Source organism: Pseudomonas sp. SWRI111 (genome assembly GCF_014268555.1).
Taxonomy (GTDB): domain Bacteria; phylum Pseudomonadota; class Gammaproteobacteria; order Pseudomonadales; family Pseudomonadaceae; genus Aquipseudomonas; species Aquipseudomonas hamedanensis.
This window is the reverse complement of sequence record NZ_JABWQQ010000033.1, coordinates 26,361-43,825: the sequence shown is the minus strand read 5'-3', so window position 1 is coordinate 43,825 and position 17,465 is coordinate 26,361. Positions and strand designations below refer to the sequence as shown.

Sequence of the window (17,465 nt, the reverse complement as noted above, 5' to 3'; positions counted from 1 at the left end):
AGCGCAGATCCACTGTGGGAGCGGGCTTGCTCGCGAAAGGGCCGACACATCCAACATCAGTGTCGCCTGACACTCCGTCTTCGCGAGCAGGCTTACTCCTACAGGGTTTTGTGTTCACTCAGATATCTGCGGCCCAGCGCAAATCCACTGTGGGAGCGAGCCTGCTCGCGAAAGGGCCGGCACATCCAGCATCAGTTTCGCCTGACACTCCGTCTTCGCGAGCAGGCTCACTCCTACAGGGTTTTGCATTCACTCAGATATCTGCGGCCCAGCGCAAATCCATTGTGGGAGCGGGCTTGCTCGCGAAGGGGCCGGCGTTGACTACAAAGATCTACAGCCCCAGACACAACAAAGCCCGCACAAGGCGGGCTCTGTTCTGACGCGTTCCAGCCTCAGAAGCGAAACACTTCCATATCGGTACGAATCGGCGAAGCCATCGGAATCTTTGGCTGCTTCTCGGCGTCGGTCGCCGGCGCTGCGGGTTTTGGTGGCGCTTTGCGCGGTGCCTCGGCCACGGGTGGCTGGTTGGCCAAGGGCTTGAGCGCTACCGACAGTTGCTCGGCCAGCCGCTGCAGCAAAATCCCTTGGGCCTGCACCTGCGAAGCGGTGCTGCCGGCGTGCAGCTCCTGCAAATGAATGATGCGGTTATCACGCACCTGACCACGGCGGTCGATCAGACGCCACTGCGCATCGAGAATCGCCGGTTGTTTCTGCCCGGAATCCAGACGCGTGATGGTCAGCAACACTTGCACATCCGGGGTGAAACCAGTCGTGGCAGGTGCCAGCACCACACGCTGGCTATCCAGATGACCGGCGACCTGCCGCATCAGCAATTGATCGATATCCGACGAAAGGCTGCCCGCCCAGCGACCGTCGGTCGCCGCTTGCAGGCTGCCGTCCGGTTGGCGTTGCAGCAGCGTCTCGCGTTGCAGGTAATCGGCAACGACTACCGGCCCCAGCAAAACCGCCATGCCCGCGCTTTGCGCAGGCTGAACCGGACTTCCGCTGTCCAGCTGATACAGCGACACCGGCTGGTGAACGCTGCAACCCGCCAGGCCCAGAACGCCGGCGAGCAACAAAATAAGTGGAAGGCGCAGAGCAGTCATCATCCCGTCCAGGTGGCCGCCACAAGGCTGACCACAGTGAAAATACTCAATAAATATGAAGAACGCTCGGCCACGCCGGCGCTTGAAAGGCCATATCATCCGTGAATATGCGTTCCGACTCCAGCGCCAAAGCGTCGATCTACGCGTTAAATCGTAGATCGACGCCTCTGGAAGGGCGTTCTCGCCTAATTGAGGTTTTCGACGAGCAGCGCATCCACCCGCTGGAAGCCCCTCGGCAGCTTGTTGCCACGTCGCCCACGCTCACCTTTGTAGTGTTCGAGGTCGTCGGCCTTCAGCGACAGGGTCCGTTTGCCAGCCTGCAACACCAGGGTAGCGCCTTCCGGCAGGACTGCGATGTCCGTGACATATTCTTCGCGGCTGGCCACTCGCTCACCGGAAATACCGATGATCTTGTTGCCTTTGCCCTTACCTAATTGTGGCAGATCGCTGATTTTGAAGATCAGCAGGCGACCTTCGGTCGTGACCGAGGCCAGCCAGTTGTGTTCGCGGTCGGCGACCGGGCGCGGCGCGATGACCTTGGCGTTGTTCGGCAAGCTCAACAGGGCCTTGCCGGCCTTGTTCTTGGCTTGCAGGTCTTCACCTTTGACCACGAAGCCGTAACCGGCATCGGAAGCGATCACGTACAGCGAATCATCTTCCGGCATCAGCACGCATTCGAAGCTCGCGCCCGGTGGCGGCGTCAGACGACCGGTCAACGGTTCGCCCTGGCCACGGGCCGACGGCAACGTGTGCGCGGCGACAGAATAACTGCGACCGGTGGAGTCGATGAATACGGCAAACTGGTTGGAGCGCCCCGCTGCCGAGGTCTTGAAGCCATCGCCCGCCTTGTACGAGAGGCCGGTGGCGTCGATGTCATGGCCCTTGGCCGAACGTACCCAGCCTTTTTCCGACAGCACGACGGTAACTTTCTCGTTCGGCAGCAGATCGTGTTCGGTCAATGCCTTGGCTTCGGCGCGCTCGACGATTGGCGAACGGCGGTCATCGCCATAGGTTTCGGCGTCTTTGAGCAGTTCGGTGCGCACCAGCTTCTTCAGCTTGGACTCGCTGCCCAGCAGGGCTTGCAGCTTGGCTTGTTCCTTGAGCAGTTCGTCCTGCTCGTCGCGCAGCTTCATCTCTTCCAGTCGCGCCAACTGGCGCAGACGGGTGTCGAGGATGTAGTCGGCCTGAATCTCGCTCAGGGCGAAACGCTCGATCAGCTTGGCTTTCGGGTGTTCCTCGGTACGGATGATGTGAATCACTTCATCCAGATTGAGGTAGGCGATCAGCAAACCGTCCAACAGGTGCAGGCGGCGCTCGACCTTGTCGAGGCGGAATTGCAGGCGGCGCCGCACGGTCAGCACGCGGAATTCCAGCCATTCGACCAGCAGCGCGCGCAGGTTTTTCAGCTGCGGCTTGCCGTCCAGACCGATGATGTTGATGTTGACCCGGTAGGTCGACTCCAGCTCGGTACTGGCAAACAGATGCTGCATCAGCGCTTCGTGGTCGACGCGGCTGTTGACCGGAATGATCACGATGCGGCACGGGTTTTCGTGGTCGGATTCGTCGCGCAGGTCAGCGATCTGCGGCGCCTTCGACGGTTTGGCCTGCATCAGCGCGGCAATCTGCTCCAGCACCTTGGCCCCGGAGACCTGATGCGGCAGCGCGGTGACAATGATGTCGCCGTCCTCGACGTGGTACACGGCGCGCATGCGCACCGAGCCCTTGCCGGTTTCGTACATTTTCAGCAGGTCGGCGCGCGGCGTGATGATTTCCGCTTCGGTCGGATAATCCGGGCCTTGAATATGCTCGCAGAGCTGCTCGACCGTGGCTTTCGGCTCATCGAGCAGACGCACGCAGGCAGTGGCGACTTCACGCAGGTTGTGCGGCGGCACGTCGGTGGCCATGCCCACGGCGATGCCGGTCGTGCCGTTGAGCAGAATGTTCGGCAAACGCGCCGGTAACACCAACGGCTCCTGCAGGGTGCCGTCGAAGTTCGGGCCCCAGTCAGCCGTGCCCTGACCGAGTTCGCTGAGCAGCACTTCGGAATAACGCGACAGCCGCGCTTCGGTGTAACGCATGGCGGCGAAGGACTTCGGATCGTCCGGCGCCCCCCAGTTGCCCTGGCCATCGACCAGCGTGTAGCGATAGCTGAACGGCTGCGCCATCAGTACCATCGCCTCGTAGCACGCCGAGTCGCCGTGGGGGTGGAACTTGCCGAGCACGTCACCGACGGTACGCGCCGATTTCTTGTGTTTGGAATCGGCATCCAGCCCCAGCTCGCTCATGGCGTAGACGATACGCCGCTGTACCGGTTTCAGGCCGTCGCCGATATGTGGCAGCGCGCGGTCCATGATCACGTACATGGAGTAGTTGAGGTAGGCACTTTCGGTGAAGTCAGCCAGCGAGCGGCGTTCTACGCCGTCCAGGCTGAGATCAAGGGGATTGCTCATGCAGGCCTCATCGGTTCGTTGTCTGGCGCAGCAGCATGGTGCCACCGCGCTGAGTAAATTCAAGTCTGTTCAGGGCGCTCATGCCGAGCAGCACCTGATCGCCATGCAGCCCCGGCGCCACTAGTGCGCGGACATCCCGCAGCACAATGTCGCCCAGTTGCAGGCGGGCAATTTTCGTTCGGTAGCCCTGGCTCAGGCCGTTGGCCGTGCTCAGGGTTACACCGAAACCTTCTTCAAGCTTCAAACGTTTGGCCAGGTCTGCCGGGATCGACACATCGGTGGCGCCGGTGTCGAGCATGAACTCCACCGGCTCGCCGTTGATCTGGCCGCTGGCGACAAAATGCCCTTGGGCATTGCTTGCCAGTTTCACCTCGATAAAACCTTCGCCCTGCTCCGACGTGACAACGATATTGGGATTCTGCTGACGCTGCTCCCACTGACCGAAAAACCGGGTCGCCAGAAACAACGCCGCGCACCAGGCCAGGATCATCAGCACCCGACCGGCGCGCTTGCCCGGCGGCTGCTGGCTCATGGCTTGACGCTCCAGCCACCGTCCGGCGCGGCAAAGCGCCAGACCACCGGACGGACCTCACCGTCGGCACGCGGCCCGAAATTATTGTCGACACCAATCCATGCCCCTTCGGCATCAATGACCAGCGCTTCTTCCAGCCCGTAGTTTTGCGCGTAACGGCGGTTGGCCTGTAACAGTTCGGCGGCATACGACCAGCATTGCTCGACCTTGGCTGTCTGTGCATCGCGTCGACAAATCTGAAAAGCGTTGCGTTCAAGGGTAAACAATTTGCCGTTAAACAACGAAATATCAGAAAAGTCTCGGTTGACCGCTCTGGCCTTGGGGAACTGCGGCGGCTGCTTCTCCTTGCCGCCCTCACTGAGCAGCACACAGCGACCGTCGCAATCCCACACCGTCTGCTGACGCTTGATCAGCAGCAATCCACGGTTTTGCCGTTCGGCAGCCAGCCACATCTGATCGCCCGCCGGGTTCACCGCCAAGCCCTCGAAGATCGCATTAAAATGCAGCAGCATGCCGCTCGCCCGCGCCTCGCGAACCAGCATCGGCGAAATCTTCAACCACTTTGCCGGGCCGCTGACCGGCACCTGCAACACCGCCGCATGGGCTTCACTGACGATGTAGCGATTGCCCGCGCTGTCGCAGCTGATGCCTTCGAAATCCAGATCGCCACCGCGAACGAACGACGCCGCCCACGTGCGCGAATTCAAGCCCCAGGGCAAACCGCTGTCCGGCACTGGCGGCGCGTCGATGCGCACCGTTTCGGCCTGCCAGACCTGATCGCGGGTATCGAGCCGGTAGATCTGCTCGTCATCGCGATCGGAGACTGTCCACAATTCGTTGCCGCACAGCGCCAGGCCCGACAGGTTGCCGCCGCGCATGCCGTCGACCGGGTGCCCGGAGAGCAAGCGCAACTCCTGCAGCGGTTCGGCCGACACGCTCATCGCACTCAGCAACAACGCAGCCACCAAGGCCCAGCCAAATTGCATCAGGCCAGCACCTCGGCGAGGTTCCCTTTGGATTCGAGCCAGGATTTGCGGTCGCCGGCGCGTTTCTTCGCCAGCAGCATGTCCATCATTTCCGAGGTTTCGGCAAAGTCTTCGCCCAGGGTCAACTGCACCAGACGCCGAGTGTTCGGGTCCATGGTGGTTTCGCGCAGCTGCGGCGGGTTCATTTCACCCAGACCCTTGAATCGGGTGACCTGTGGCTTGCCGCGTTTCTTTTCGGCCACCAGACGGTCAAGAATGCCGTCACGCTCGGCTTCGTCGAGGGCGTAATAGATTTCTTTGCCCAGGTCGATGCGGTACAGCGGCGGCATCGCCACGTAAACGTGACCGGCATCCACGAGCGGGCGGAAGTGCTGGACGAACAAGGCGCAAAGCAGCGTGGCGATGTGCAGACCGTCGGAGTCGGCGTCGGCGAGAATGCAGATCTTGCCGTAGCGCAGCTGGCTCATGTCCGCAGCACCCGGATCGACGCCGATGGCCACGGCGATGTTGTGCACTTCCTGGCTGGCGAGCACTTCGCTGCCGTCGACTTCCCACGTATTGAGGATCTTGCCGCGCAACGGCAGGATCGCCTGGAATTCCTTGTCCCTCGCTTGCTTGGCCGAACCACCGGCGGAGTCACCTTCGACCAGGAACAGCTCGGAACGCATCGGGTCCTGGCCGGCGCAGTCCGCCAGCTTGCCGGGTAGCGCCGGGCCTTGGGTGACGCGTTTGCGCTCGACTTTCTTGCTCGCCTTGAGGCGCCGGCCAGCGTTGTTGATCGCCAGTTCGGCCAGGGCCAGGCCGGTTTCCGGGTTGGCGTTGAGCCACAGGCTGAACGCATCCTTGACCACACCGGAGACGAACGCCGCCGCTTCACGGGATGACAGGCGCTCTTTGGTCTGCCCGGAGAATTGCGGTTCCTGCATTTTCATCGACAGGACGAAAGCGATGCGTTCCCAGACGTCTTCCGGCGCCAGCTTCACCCCACGCGGCAGCAGGCTGCGGAATTCGCAGAACTCGCGCATGGCGTCGAGCAGGCCCTGACGCAAGCCGTTGACGTGGGTACCGCCCTGCGCCGTCGGGATCAGGTTGACGTAGCTTTCCTGCACCGCGTCGCCGCCTTCCGGCAACCACAGCAGCGCCCAGTCGACCGCTTCTTTATTACCGGCGAAGGCGCCGCAGAACGGCTCGTCCGGCAGGCGCTCGAATTCACTGACCGCATCGACCAGATACGAACGCAGGCCGTCTTCGTAGTGCCACTCGACCTTCTCGCCGGTGCCTTTGTCTTCAAAGCTGACCAGCAGCCCCGGGCACAACACAGCTTTGGCCTTGAGCACGTGCTTGAGGCGGCTGATGGAGAATTTCGGTGAGTCGAAGTATTTAGGGTCCGGCGCAAAGTACACGCTGGTACCGGTGTTGCGCTTGCCGACGCTGCCGACGATTTCCAGCTCCGAGGCCTTGAAGCCGTCATTGAAGGTCATCTGGTATTCGTTGCCGTCGCGCTTCACCCGCACCCGGACTTCCGTCGACAGGGCGTTGACCACGGAAATACCCACCCCGTGCAGACCGCCGGAGAACTGGTAGTTCTTGTTGGAAAACTTGCCGCCCGCGTGCAGCTTGGTGAGGATCAGCTCGACGCCGGACACGCCCTCTTCCGGGTGAATGTCGACTGGCATGCCACGGCCGTCGTCGCTGACTTCCAGCGAGTGGTCGGCGTGCAGGATGACCTGCACCGATTTCGCGTGACCGGCCAGGGCTTCGTCGACACTGTTGTCGATGACTTCCTGGGCGAGGTGGTTCGGCCGACTGGTGTCGGTGTACATGCCGGGGCGTTTGCGCACCGGGTCGAGGCCCGAGAGGACTTCGATGGCGTCGGCGTTATAAGAACTAGCGCTGGGAGTGGCCATAAGGTCTCGTCGTCAGTCAGTCATGAAAGAGGGGCAAGACTTCACAGCGTGGTGAAATCGATTGCCTGATACATATCGGCAGCCATGCCGGCAAAACTCAGCAACGCCGGCAATTGCCCGGCAAAGCCTCGGAAACTGTGGTCGCCGCCCGCCTGAATGCGCAAGGCACAGGCGCGGTAATACTGTTGGGCGAGGCGATAATCCAGCGTTTCATCGCCGGTTTGCAACCAGACCTGATAACGCCGTGGATCCTGCGGTGCCGGCACTTCCAGTTCGGCCAGGGCCGTGACGTGGTCGTGGGTCAATTCCCAGGTTTCATCGGTGTAGAGGTTTTTCTGCGTGCCCAGATAACCATCGAACATCCGGTGCGGGCTGACCGCCGGGTTGACCAGCAGCGCTTTCAGGCCATGGCGCTCGGCCAGGTGAGTCGCATAGTAGCCGCCGAGTGAGCTTCCCACCAGCAGCGGACTGCCCAGCTCGGCAATCGCTTGCTCCAGCTGAGCGATGGCTTCGCGCGGATGATGATGCAGGGCCGGCACTCGCAGTTGCTCGCTCAAGCCCAGCCGCTCCATCACCGCGACCAGCTGACAGGCCTTCTTCGAGGCCGGCGCACTGTTGAAACCGTGGATATAGAGGATCGAACCGGACATTTGAGTTCCCTGGCTGTCGGCGAAAGATAGCGGAGTTTACAGGGAGTCAGGGCAATCGTGGGTGTTTGTCCGGACGCCTTCGCGAGCAAGCCCGCTCCCACAGGGGAACGCATTCCAATGTGGGAGCGGGCTTGCTCGCGAAGAGGCCCTTATGGCCTCAGTAACCTTCAGAACCGTAATCAACCTGAAAGTCGAGTCCGGTAACGCGTTCCACGCCGGTTTCCAGCCGTCCATCCGGCAAAAGCCGCAACCAGCGATACCCCGGCGCCTGCTCGCCGACCTTGAAGTCCACACTCCCCGGCTCGAACTGAATGCAGGTCGAAGGCGAAGCCATCAATCTCACGCCGTTGCGCTCGCGATCAATCTCCTGATGCACATGCCCCCACAGCACCGCGCGAACCTGTGGAAAGCGATCCAGTACTTCAAAGAAGGCTTCGGGATTGCGCAGACCGATCGGCTCCATCCATGCGCAACCGATCGACACCGGATGATGGTGGAAGCACACCAGATGATGACGCTCCGGTGCTTCGCTCAATGAGCGAGCCAGCAATTGCAGTTGGTCGTCCTGCAAATACCCCGGAACCGAACCCGGTACGGCCGAATCCAGCAACGTCACACGCCAGTTGCCAATATCGACAACCGGCTCCAGCAACGCGCTCTGCACCGCCGCCTCGGCCATAACCATCGGCTCGTCGTGATTGCCCGGAATCCAGCGCGCCGGGGCCTCGATCTGCGCGCTTATCTGGCGGAAGGCCTGATACGACGCAAGCGTACCGTCCTGGGAAATGTCGCCGGTGGCCAGCACCAGATCAATCTGTGGCTGTTGCGACAACACCAGATCGATGACCTTTTGCAGGCTCTCGCGCGTTTTCAGGCCCAGCAGTTTGCCGTCCGCTTCAGCGAACAGGTGGCTGTCGGACAACTGCACCAGCAGCGCCGGGTCGGCGGTGGTCAACGTGGATACGCTCGGCAAGGCGTTCTCCCAAGGCAAAAGCACGGAATCGATCAAGTGCGGCAATTATGCTGGGCGATGACTCAAAGGGGAAAGCATCGAACCGGACGCAGTTCACAACTAGCGAACGACTTCGTACTCGTGCCCCAATGCCAGGCAATGACTCAGCCACTCCCCCAGGAACAGATTGAGCTGAGCTTTTTCATCCGGCTGGTGCATGGCCGCGTTCGGGTAAGGATAGATGCCGCGAAAGCGTCGTGCATGTTCGGCGCTGACCACTTCGGCCATGCGCGCGTCGTGATAGACCTGCACTTCCAGCTGCGGCACCGGCAACCACGGCAGGCTGTGTTCCTGACGCACCTGCAAGGTCGTGGTGTACGGGCAGGTTTGCAGCACTTCGAGGGCCAGCACGCCGAGCATTTGCTCACCCTGAGTCACGGCGATGCGCCGGGCCTCGGGGTCGTTGCGCATGTCCGGCAGCAGTCGCATCAGGCGCGCGTAGTTGGCCTCGCAGGCGGCTTGCAGCCCCACAAGGTCAACCCGATAACGATCGCGCAGCCTGTTTACGACCATAGCCCCCTCACTTCGGCGCGGTTCAGCGCCAGCCACTGCAAGGCGATGATGCTCGCCGCGTTGGCAATGCGTCCGTCGCGGACCGCCTGCAAGGCATCTTCAAATGCCCAGACCGTTACGCGAATGTCCTCTGCCTCTTCTTCCAGCCCGTGCAGACCGCCGACGCCGTCGGTGCTGCAACGCCCTAGATACAAATGCACAAATTCATTGCTGCCACCCGGCGACGGGAAGTATTTGGTCATCGGCCACAACGCTTTGATGTCCAGCCCAGCTTCCTCCTGCGCCTCGCGGTGAGCAACTTCTTCCGGTTGTTCATCCTTATCGATCAGACCAGCAACCAGTTCGACCAGCCACGGGTTGTCGGCCTTGCCCATGGCGCCGACGCGAAACTGCTCGATCAGCACCACTTGGTCGCGCTGCGGATCGTAAGGCAGCACGCACACGGCATCGTGACGCACGAATATTTCACGGTTGATCTCGCGGCTCATGCCACCGGCGAACAATTCGTGGCGCAGGTGCACACGGTCGAGCTTGTAAAAGCCCTCGTAGCATTTTTCGCGCCGCACGATATCGACGGCGGTCGGAATGGCGTTGGCAAAATCGGTCATAAGCATCCTCTTTACTGCACATCCATTACGAGGTTGCTGGGTGTGTCCGGCAACCTCGACTTCGCGCCATCCTAACGCGCCCGCACCGTTTGATGCAGCCCCTTTACCGTCAGCGGGATGGACGGTGACGGCGAAACCCACTCTAATTAGCTTAGTGGCGAACTGACTGCTTCGTTGAGAGTCGAAGCGGTAACTTTTTGCCTTCCCCTGCTTTCGAAAGGACGCCCATGTCGCTTTTCAAAATTGCCTCCGTGGCTGCCATCGCCCTGACTCTGGGCGCCTGTGCCAGTCTGTTCCAGCCCAACTACCGTACGCCGCTGGAAACCACCCGCGACGCTTCGGAACAGCTCAAGCCCGGCTGCTCCAACGCAGACTGCCCGCTGGTGAACATCGATACCCTGCGCTTTCCGGACGAGCCGGCACTGGACGGCATCATCGAAAAACGTCTGCTGCAAATGACCCGCACCGAGAAGAACGCCCCGGTGGCACCCACCCTGGCCGCCTACCGCGAGCAGTTTCTGGCCAGCGCCGGCCCACGCTACAGTAGCTACCTGCAAGCCAAAGTACGCGAACAGCATGACGGACTGGTGATCATCGAGTTGTCGAGCTACCTCGATACCGGCGGCGCCCATGGCACACCGGGCCGCGGCTTCATCAACTATTCGCGCCAGCAGCACAAGGTGCTGAACCTGTCGGACATGTTGCTGCCGGGTCAGGAAGAAGCGTTCTGGAAAGCCGCGCAGGTGGCGCACAACAGCTGGCTGATCAGCACCAAGCTCGATCAGGAAGCGGAGTTCGTGGCGAACTGGCCCTTCGTGAAAACCGCGAACGTGGCGCTGACCTACGGCGGCGTGATCCTCAAGTACGACGTGACCACCATTGCGCCTTACGCGCTGGGCCACGTCGAATTGAAGATTCCTTATCCGCGCCTGAACGGCATTCTCAAGCCTGAGCTGTTTCCCGGCCGTAACTGAAGGCTCGGCCCAGCACTAGCTGCAACAGCCCTGCCAGCACCAGCGCCGGCAGGGTTGCACCCACATCTGGGTACAGATTCGCCAGCAAGTGGTAAGTGCTTACGCCACCGAGCCACGCCAACAACGCCGGCCAGCGCAATGCGGCTGACGCCACCTGAGCACTGCGCTTGCGCAGGATAAAGTGATCGACCAGCACCACGCCGAACAGCGGTGCAAACACCGAGCCGATCAGCAGCAGGAAGTTCTGGTACTGCGCCAACGGCGCCAGCAGCGCGATCAGCGTGCAAATCACGCCGATGACCAAGGCCAGATGCTCGACTTTCAGGCGCAACAGCATCCCGCTCGACACCGCCGCCGAGTGAATATCGGCGAAAGCGTTTTCCGACTCGTCGAGCAGAATCAGCAACAACGGAATCCCCAGACCGGCGCCAGCCAACGCCAGCAACAGCGCATTGACTTCACCGCTCGGCGCGAACGCCAGGGTGTAGGCAACGCCAAGGCTCATCAGCCAGAAATTGCCGATGAAGAAGCCGACCGCCGTACCACCAAACACGTTTCGCGCGCGCTTGCCGAAGCGCGAATAGTCGGCGATCAGCGGCAGCCACGACAGCGGCATGGCGATGGCGATGTCGAAACCGACGGCGAACGGCATCGAACCGTCACCGGCGCGCGCCCACAGTGCAGCGAGGTCGGCTTTGGCGAACAGGTTCCAGGTCAGCCACAGACACGCGGCCAGCAGCAGCCAGATGCCCCATTTGCGCAAAATCTGCCGCACGAAAGTCAGCGGGCCGCTGACCGCCAGCAAAGTTGCCAGCGCCCCGAAGAACAGCGTCCACAGGATCGGATTGGCCCACAGCGAACCTTCGCTGAACGCACGGGTGCCGAGCAGGCTGGCCGCGTCACGCATGACGATGATTTCGAACGAGCCCCAACCGATCAGTTGCAGCAAGTTAAGCAGCGCCGGCAGGCTCGCGCCGTGGCGGCCAAGGCTGAGTTTCAGCGCGGTCATCGACGACAGACCGGTATCGCTGCCGATCACGCCGACAGCGGCGAGCAGCAACACGCCAACCAGCGTGCCGAGGAAAATCGCCAGCAGCGAACCGGACAGGCCCAGACCGGGCGCAAGCAGGGCACCGGTCTGCAACACCATCAGACCGATGCCGAGGGAGAACCACAGGGAAAACAGATCGCGACCGCCGAAAACCCGCCGGTCGGCGGGTACGGCGAGGTCGGGAGAATAAGTGCCGGGTTGAATGCTCAAGGGTGTTATCTCAGAGGAATATTTTGTCATTGAGATCTCTGGTGTCTGTTCTGACGCCTTCGCGAGCAAGCCCGCTCCCACATTAAATGTGCGCAGTGCACAAATCCAATGTGGGAGCGGGCTTGCTCGCGAAGAGGCCAGTCCAGGCACCATCGAAACAGCTGCAAGCCGCAAATCGGAAGCGATACACAGACCGGCTCCCCTCTTGTAGCTGGCAGCTTGCAGCTTGCCGCTTACACTTTTTTGTAAAGCTGGCTGCCTTCCTGCTTGAACCGCTCGGCCTGTTCCGCCAGGCCTTTGGCGACATCCACGTCGACCGCGTCAATCCGCTGGTTGGCCGCGTATTCACGGACTTCCTGGGTGATTTTCATCGAGCAGAACTTCGGCCCGCACATCGAACAGAAATGCGCGACTTTCGCCGAATCCTTTGGCAGGGTTTCGTCGTGGTACGAGCGGGCGGTGTCCGGATCGAGACCGAGGTTGAACTGGTCTTCCCAACGGAATTCGAAGCGTGCCTTGCTCAAGGCGTTGTCGCGGATCTGTGCGCCCGGATGTCCCTTGGCCAAGTCCGCCGCATGCGCGGCGATCTTGTAGGTGATGATGCCGGTTTTAACGTCATCCTTGTTCGGCAGACCCAGGTGTTCCTTCGGCGTCACGTAGCAGAGCATCGCGCAACCGAACCAGCCGATCATCGCCGCACCGATGCCGGAGGTGATGTGGTCGTAACCCGGCGCGATGTCGGTGGTCAGCGGGCCGAGGGTGTAGAACGGCGCCTCGTCGCAGCACTCCAGCTGCTTGTCCATGTTCTCCTTGATCAACTGCATCGGCACATGGCCGGGGCCTTCGATCATGCATTGGACGTCATGCTTCCAGGCGATTTTGGTCAGTTCGCCAAGGGTCTCCAGCTCGCCGAATTGCGCTTCGTCGTTGGCGTCGGCAATCGAGCCCGGACGCAGCCCGTCGCCCAGCGAGAAGCTGACGTCGTAGGCCTTCATGATTTCGCAGATTTCGTCGAAGTGGGTGTAGAGGAAGTTCTCTTTGTGGTGCGCCAGGCACCACTTGGCCATGATCGAGCCGCCACGGGAAACGATGCCGGTCACGCGCTTGGCGGTCAGCGGCACATAGCGCAGCAGCACACCGGCGTGGATGGTGAAGTAGTCGACGCCCTGCTCGGCCTGCTCGATCAGCGTGTCGCGAAACAGCTCCCAGGTCAGGTCTTCGGCCACGCCGTTGACCTTTTCCAGGGCCTGATAGATCGGCACAGTACCGATCGGCACCGGCGAGTTGCGGATGATCCACTCGCGGGTTTCGTGAATGTGCTTGCCGGTGGACAAGTCCATCACCGTGTCCGAACCCCAGCGAATGCCCCAGGTCAGTTTCGCCACTTCTTCTTCGATGGACGAACCCAGCGCGCTGTTGCCGATGTTGCCGTTGATCTTCACCAGGAAGTTACGGCCAATGATCATCGGTTCCAGTTCGACGTGGTTGATGTTGGCAGGAATGATCGCGCGACCGCGGGCGATTTCTTCGCGGACGAACTCAGGGGTGATTTCTTTCGGGATGCTCGCGCCGAAGCTGTGGCCGGCGTGCTGCTGCTTCAACAGGCCGGCTGCGCGGGCCTCTTGCAGCTTCATGTTCTCGCGGATGGCGACGTATTCCATCTCGGCGGTGATGATGCCTTTGCGCGCGTAGTGCATCTGACTGACGTTGGCCCCGGCCTTGGCGCGGCGCGGGTTGTTGACGTGGGCGAAACGCAGTTTGGTCAGCTCGGCGTCGGCCAGACGCTGCTGGCCGAAGTTGGAGCTCAGACCCGACAGACGCTCGGTGTCACCACGGTCGTCGATCCACGCCGAGCGCACATCCCCCAGGCCTTTGCGCACATCGATCACCACGTTCGGATCGGTGTACGGGCCAGACGTGTCGTAGACAGTGACCGGCGCGTTGATTTCGCCGCCAAAGTCGGTCGGGGTTACATCCAGGCTGATTTCGCGCATTGGTACGCGGATGTCCGGGCGCGAGCCCTGAACGTAGACTTTTTGCGAACGGGTGAACGGCTTGACCGATTGCTCGTCGACCTTGGCCGAGTCACTCAGGTTGATCGCGTTTTTTTCTTTTGTCGTCATCACGGGCTCTCCAGACAGCATCCAGCAGTGGATTGTCGGAGCAGAACCTGAAAGGCACGGACGCACCAGGGCTGGTGCTGTGCATTCGTCATGAGCGTTCGATTGTCGAACAATATCCCGGACGAAGCACAAGAGGACTCGCCGGGTGACGAGAAATCTTGTTCCCTACGCAGGCGCTAACCTGATCAGGTTCAACGGGATCCGAAATTATTCGATCTCAGCCTCATAGCAAGGCACCCCGACAAGAACCCGGCCAGTCTAGACACAACCGCCACGGAACGCCAACACCGCAGCGAACGCCATGATGAATGGCGTAAATACAGGGCTCGCCCGATTGTTGCCGGCCTAATGCACAACTACACTCGCTTTGCCCTGGCCGCGCCTTGACGCTGCACGGGCCGCGCCTTACCTTTGGCGCCCGGATTACTTCCATAATATTAATGCTAGGGATCGCCTCATGCTGCGCAAACTCTCACTGGCTATCGCCGTGTCTTGTGCGTCCAACGCAATGGCCTGGGCAGCGGAAGCGCCCTTGTCGACCAAAACCGATCTGGTCAGCGTCTACCAGGAAGCGGTCGACAACAACGCCGACCTGGCAGCCGCCCGCGCCCAGTACGGCGCGCAGAAAGAAGTCGTACCCCAGGCCCGCGCCGGTTTGCTGCCCAACCTCTCTGGCGGCGCCGAAGTCGCCGACGTGCGCACTTCGATCGATCAGCCGTCGGCCATCGCCAACCGCAGCGCGCATTCTTATCAAGCGACGCTGGCGCAGCCATTGTTCCGCGCCGATCGCTGGTTCCAGTATCAGGCCGCCAAGGACGTCAACGAGCAGGCTGCGCTGCAACTCTCGGCGACCGAACAGAACCTGATCCTGCAGACCGCCGAAAGCTATTTCAACGTGCTGCGCAGCCAGGACAACCTGGCCTCGACCAAGGCCGAAGAAGCCGCGTTCAAACGCCAGCTCGACCAGTCCAACGAGCGCTTCGATGTCGGCCTCTCGGACAAGACCGACGTGCTGCAATCGCAAGCCAGTTACGACACCGCACGAGCCAACCGCATCGTCGCGCAGCGTCAGGTCGACGACGCCTTCGAAGCGTTGATCACCCTGACCAACCGTCAGTACAACTCGATTCAGGGCATCGTGCACACGCTGCCGATCCTGCCGCCGGCCCCCAACGATGCGAAATCCTGGGTCGACACGGCGGCGCGGCAGAACCTCAATCTGCTCGCCAGTAACTATGCAGTCAGCTCCGCCGAACAAACCCTCAAGCAGCGCAAGGCCGGCCATTTGCCGACCCTCGACGCGGTGGCCAAATACGAAAAAGGCGATAACGACGCCCTCGGTTTCGCCAACCCGAACTCCTTCGGCGCGCCCTACGGCGGCAACGTCGAACAGAGCACCCTGGGCCTGCAACTGAGCATCCCGATCTACAGTGGCGGCTTGACCAGTTCGCAAGTGCGTCAGTCTTATGCGCAACTCGATCAGAGCGAGCAGCAGCGTGAAGCCCTGCGGCGCCAGGTAGTGGAAAACACCCGCAATCTGCACCGTGCGGTGAACACTGACGTCGAGCAGGTGCAGGCGCGCCGCCAGTCGATCATTTCCAACCAGAGCGCGGTGGAAGCCACGGAAATCGGTTACCAGGTGGGGACGCGCAATATCGTGGATGTGCTCGATGCGCAGCGCCAGCTGTACACCTCGGTGCGCAACTACAACAACACCCGTTACGACTACATTCTCGACAACCTGCGCTTGAAGCAAGCGGCGGGGACGTTGAACCCCGGCGACTTGCAGGACCTGACCCGCTACCTGAAGGCCGACTACAACCCGGACAAGGACTTCCTGCCGCCGGACCTGGCGTCAGCGGCCGAGGCGCAGCTCAAGGCGCGGCCATAACAATCTGGAATGAATCCCCTGTGGCGAGGGGATTTATCCCCGTCCGGCTGCACAGCAGTCGCAATAGCGGTGGACACGGTTTTTCTGAATCACCGCGTTGAATGGTTTCAGGGCTGCTTCGCAACCCAGCGGGGATAAATCCCCTCGCCACAGTAATATTCCAAGCGACTATTGAATCAGCCGACCCAAACCATCCAGCAGGCGCTGCAACGCGCCCTGATTGCGGCGCATCACCGCCAGCCCGGCCTCGGCCATGCGTTGCGCATCGCGCGGCAGTTCGAACAAGCGCTGGACTTCAACCGCCAGCCCTTCGGCATCATCGACTTCAACCAGCGCCCCGCCGTCTCGCAACTGCGCGGCGATGTCGAGGAAGTTGAACAGGTGCGGGCCGCTGAGTACCGGTTTGGCGAGCGCAGCGGGTTCGAGCAGATTGTGCCCGCCATTGGGCACCAGGCTGCCGCCGACAAAGGCGCTGTCCGCCAGCGCATACAAAAACAACAGTTCGCCCATGGTGTCGCCAAGCAGGACCGAAGTCTGCGCATCGACATTGACACCCGTCGAGCGCCGCACCGTGGCAAAGCCTTCGCGCTGGCAGACGCCGAACACCGAATCGAACCGCTCCGGATGGCGCGGCACCAGTATCAGCAACGCGTCCGGATGGTTGGTCAGCAAGCGACGATGGGCGTCGAGCACCACTTCGTCTTCGCCCTCGTGGGTGCTGGCGGCGATCCACACTGGACGTTCCTGCGCCTGCCATTGGCTACGCAATTGCGCAGCGCTTTGGAGCAGTTGCGGATCGATGGTCAGGTCGAATTTGATTGAGCCGGTCACTTCAACCGTCTCGGGGCGCGCGCCGAGGTCACGAAAACGCTGCGCCTCGGCTTCGGTCTGCACCGCCAGAAAGCTCATCTCGCCGAGCATCGGCGCGGTCAGTTTACTGAAGCGGCCATAGCCCCGCGCCGAACGCTCGGACAACCGGCCGTTGGCCAGCGCCACCGGGATGCCGCGTTTGGCGCATTGATGAATGTGGTTAGGCCACAGCTCGGTCTCCATGATCACCGCCAGCGTTGGCTTGACCCGATCAAGAAAACGCGCCGCCGCGCAAGGCAAGTCATACGGCATGTAGCAATGCTGGATGCGCGGCTCGTTGGCGAACAGTGCCTGAATCCGCTCCGAACCGGTCGGTGTCATGCAGGTCACGGTGATCGGCAGTTGTGGATAACGTTGCAGCAAGCCACGGATCATCGGCGCTGCGGCGATGCTTTCGCCGACCGACACGGCGTGCACCCAGATGCCGCCAGGTTGCAGCGGCGGCATGCCGTAGGTGAAACGTTCGCCAATCCGTTTGGCATAGGCCGGCGCCTTGCGCGCGCGCAGCCACAGCCGAATCGCCACCAATGGCAGCCCCAGGTAAAACAGCGCGGTGTAGAGAGTTCTATTCATGGCGGCGGA

At 61.5% G+C, this 17,465-nt stretch carries 14 protein-coding genes and 1 riboswitch; of the genes, 2 read left to right on the top strand and 12 right to left on the bottom strand.

The annotated features are described in order from the left end of the window. Positions 1-392: 392 nt before the first annotated feature. The 9 genes from HU755_RS25330 to HU755_RS25290 form a co-directional block, all read right to left on the bottom strand. Entirely contained in the window at positions 393-1,106 is a 714-nt protein-coding gene (locus HU755_RS25330; protein WP_186637753.1) for a membrane integrity-associated transporter subunit PqiC, read from the bottom strand. Positions 1,107-1,291: 185 nt separating this feature from the next. Beyond that, entirely contained in the window at positions 1,292-3,556 is a 2,265-nt protein-coding gene (gene parC, locus HU755_RS25325) for a DNA topoisomerase IV subunit A (RefSeq protein ID WP_186637750.1), read from the bottom strand. A 7-nt stretch (positions 3,557-3,563) separates the two neighbouring features. Next, on the bottom strand, positions 3,564-4,088 hold the full coding sequence (locus HU755_RS25320; protein WP_186549371.1) for a TIGR02281 family clan AA aspartic protease: 525 nt from the start codon (positions 4,086-4,088) through the stop codon (positions 3,564-3,566). Then, positions 4,085-5,074 carry an esterase-like activity of phytase family protein gene (locus tag HU755_RS25315; RefSeq protein ID WP_186637747.1) on the bottom strand — a complete coding sequence of 330 codons (990 nt, stop codon included), beginning with the start codon at positions 5,072-5,074 and terminating at the stop codon, positions 4,085-4,087. The genes HU755_RS25320 and HU755_RS25315 overlap by 4 nt, the downstream gene beginning before the upstream one ends. Next, positions 5,074-6,981 carry a DNA topoisomerase IV subunit B gene (parE, locus tag HU755_RS25310; protein ID WP_186619561.1) on the bottom strand — a complete coding sequence of 636 codons (1,908 nt, stop codon included), beginning with the start codon at positions 6,979-6,981 and terminating at the stop codon, positions 5,074-5,076. The genes HU755_RS25315 and parE overlap by 1 nt, the downstream gene beginning before the upstream one ends. A 41-nt stretch (positions 6,982-7,022) precedes the next feature. Then, positions 7,023-7,631, bottom strand: a complete 609-nt coding sequence (locus HU755_RS25305) for a YqiA/YcfP family alpha/beta fold hydrolase (RefSeq protein ID WP_186637744.1) — start codon at positions 7,629-7,631, stop codon at positions 7,023-7,025. Positions 7,632-7,788: 157 nt separating this feature from the next. Continuing rightward, on the bottom strand, positions 7,789-8,604 hold the full coding sequence (cpdA, locus tag HU755_RS25300; protein ID WP_186637741.1) for a 3',5'-cyclic-AMP phosphodiesterase: 816 nt from the start codon (positions 8,602-8,604) through the stop codon (positions 7,789-7,791). 99 nt (positions 8,605-8,703) lie between these two features. Next, complete coding sequence (locus tag HU755_RS25295) at positions 8,704-9,156, bottom strand: DUF1249 domain-containing protein (RefSeq protein WP_186619563.1); 453 nt, start codon at positions 9,154-9,156, stop codon at positions 8,704-8,706. After that, positions 9,147-9,764 (bottom strand): NUDIX domain-containing protein, encoded by a 618-nt coding sequence (locus HU755_RS25290; protein WP_071174399.1) that lies wholly within the window; start codon positions 9,762-9,764, stop codon positions 9,147-9,149. The genes HU755_RS25295 and HU755_RS25290 overlap by 10 nt, the downstream gene beginning before the upstream one ends. A gap of 227 nt (positions 9,765-9,991) precedes the next feature. Between HU755_RS25290 and HU755_RS25285 the strand changes: the two genes are divergently transcribed. After that, positions 9,992-10,738: an RsiV family protein gene (locus HU755_RS25285; protein ID WP_186549385.1), complete on the top strand. Its 747-nt coding sequence runs from the start codon at positions 9,992-9,994 to the stop codon at positions 10,736-10,738. Here HU755_RS25285 and cytX read toward each other — a convergent pair. Together cytX and thiC are read right to left on the bottom strand one after the other, a co-directional pair. Then, positions 10,707-11,999, bottom strand: coding sequence for a putative hydroxymethylpyrimidine transporter CytX (gene cytX, locus HU755_RS25280; RefSeq protein ID WP_186637738.1), 1,293 nt, complete (start codon positions 11,997-11,999; stop codon positions 10,707-10,709). The two genes, HU755_RS25285 and cytX, sit on opposite strands and share 32 nt — an antisense overlap. Positions 12,000-12,232: 233 nt before the next feature. Further along, entirely contained in the window at positions 12,233-14,122 is a 1,890-nt protein-coding gene (gene thiC, locus HU755_RS25275; protein ID WP_186637735.1) for a phosphomethylpyrimidine synthase ThiC, read from the bottom strand. Between the two features lie 145 nt (positions 14,123-14,267). Further along, a riboswitch (TPP riboswitch) is annotated at positions 14,268-14,373 on the bottom strand. Between the two features lie 206 nt (positions 14,374-14,579). Between thiC and HU755_RS25270 the strand changes: the two genes are divergently transcribed. Further along, a complete protein-coding gene (locus HU755_RS25270; protein ID WP_186619566.1) occupies positions 14,580-16,013 on the top strand; it encodes a TolC family outer membrane protein in 1,434 nt (477 codons plus the stop codon). Positions 16,014-16,181: 168 nt separating this feature from the next. Here the strand turns inward: HU755_RS25270 and waaA are convergent, their stop codons facing one another. Further along, the gene (gene waaA / locus HU755_RS25265) at positions 16,182-17,456 is read right to left on the bottom strand and encodes a lipid IV(A) 3-deoxy-D-manno-octulosonic acid transferase (RefSeq protein WP_186637732.1); all 1,275 of its coding nucleotides are present in this window, start codon (positions 17,454-17,456) and stop codon (positions 16,182-16,184) included. Between the last annotated feature and the right edge of the window lie 9 nt (positions 17,457-17,465).

What these genes read in the sequence shown, in the direction of transcription:
- waaA (WP_186637732.1), bottom strand. Translation starts at nt 17,456, where the DNA reads ATGAATAGAACTCTCTACACCGCGCTGTTTTACCTGGGGCTGCCATTG.
- parE (WP_186619561.1), bottom strand. Translation starts at nt 6,981, where the DNA reads ATGGCCACTCCCAGCGCTAGTTCTTATAACGCCGACGCCATCGAAGTC.
- HU755_RS25295 (WP_186619563.1), bottom strand. Translation starts at nt 9,156, where the DNA reads ATGGTCGTAAACAGGCTGCGCGATCGTTATCGGGTTGACCTTGTGGGG.
- HU755_RS25270 (WP_186619566.1), top strand. Translation starts at nt 14,580, where the DNA reads ATGCTGCGCAAACTCTCACTGGCTATCGCCGTGTCTTGTGCGTCCAAC.
- parC (WP_186637750.1), bottom strand. Translation starts at nt 3,556, where the DNA reads ATGAGCAATCCCCTTGATCTCAGCCTGGACGGCGTAGAACGCCGCTCG.
- HU755_RS25290 (WP_071174399.1), bottom strand. Translation starts at nt 9,764, where the DNA reads ATGACCGATTTTGCCAACGCCATTCCGACCGCCGTCGATATCGTGCGG.
- HU755_RS25320 (WP_186549371.1), bottom strand. Translation starts at nt 4,088, where the DNA reads ATGAGCCAGCAGCCGCCGGGCAAGCGCGCCGGTCGGGTGCTGATGATC.
- HU755_RS25285 (WP_186549385.1), top strand. Translation starts at nt 9,992, where the DNA reads ATGTCGCTTTTCAAAATTGCCTCCGTGGCTGCCATCGCCCTGACTCTG.
- HU755_RS25305 (WP_186637744.1), bottom strand. Translation starts at nt 7,631, where the DNA reads ATGTCCGGTTCGATCCTCTATATCCACGGTTTCAACAGTGCGCCGGCC.
- HU755_RS25330 (WP_186637753.1), bottom strand. Translation starts at nt 1,106, where the DNA reads ATGACTGCTCTGCGCCTTCCACTTATTTTGTTGCTCGCCGGCGTTCTG.
- HU755_RS25315 (WP_186637747.1), bottom strand. Translation starts at nt 5,074, where the DNA reads ATGCAATTTGGCTGGGCCTTGGTGGCTGCGTTGTTGCTGAGTGCGATG.
- thiC (WP_186637735.1), bottom strand. Translation starts at nt 14,122, where the DNA reads ATGACGACAAAAGAAAAAAACGCGATCAACCTGAGTGACTCGGCCAAG.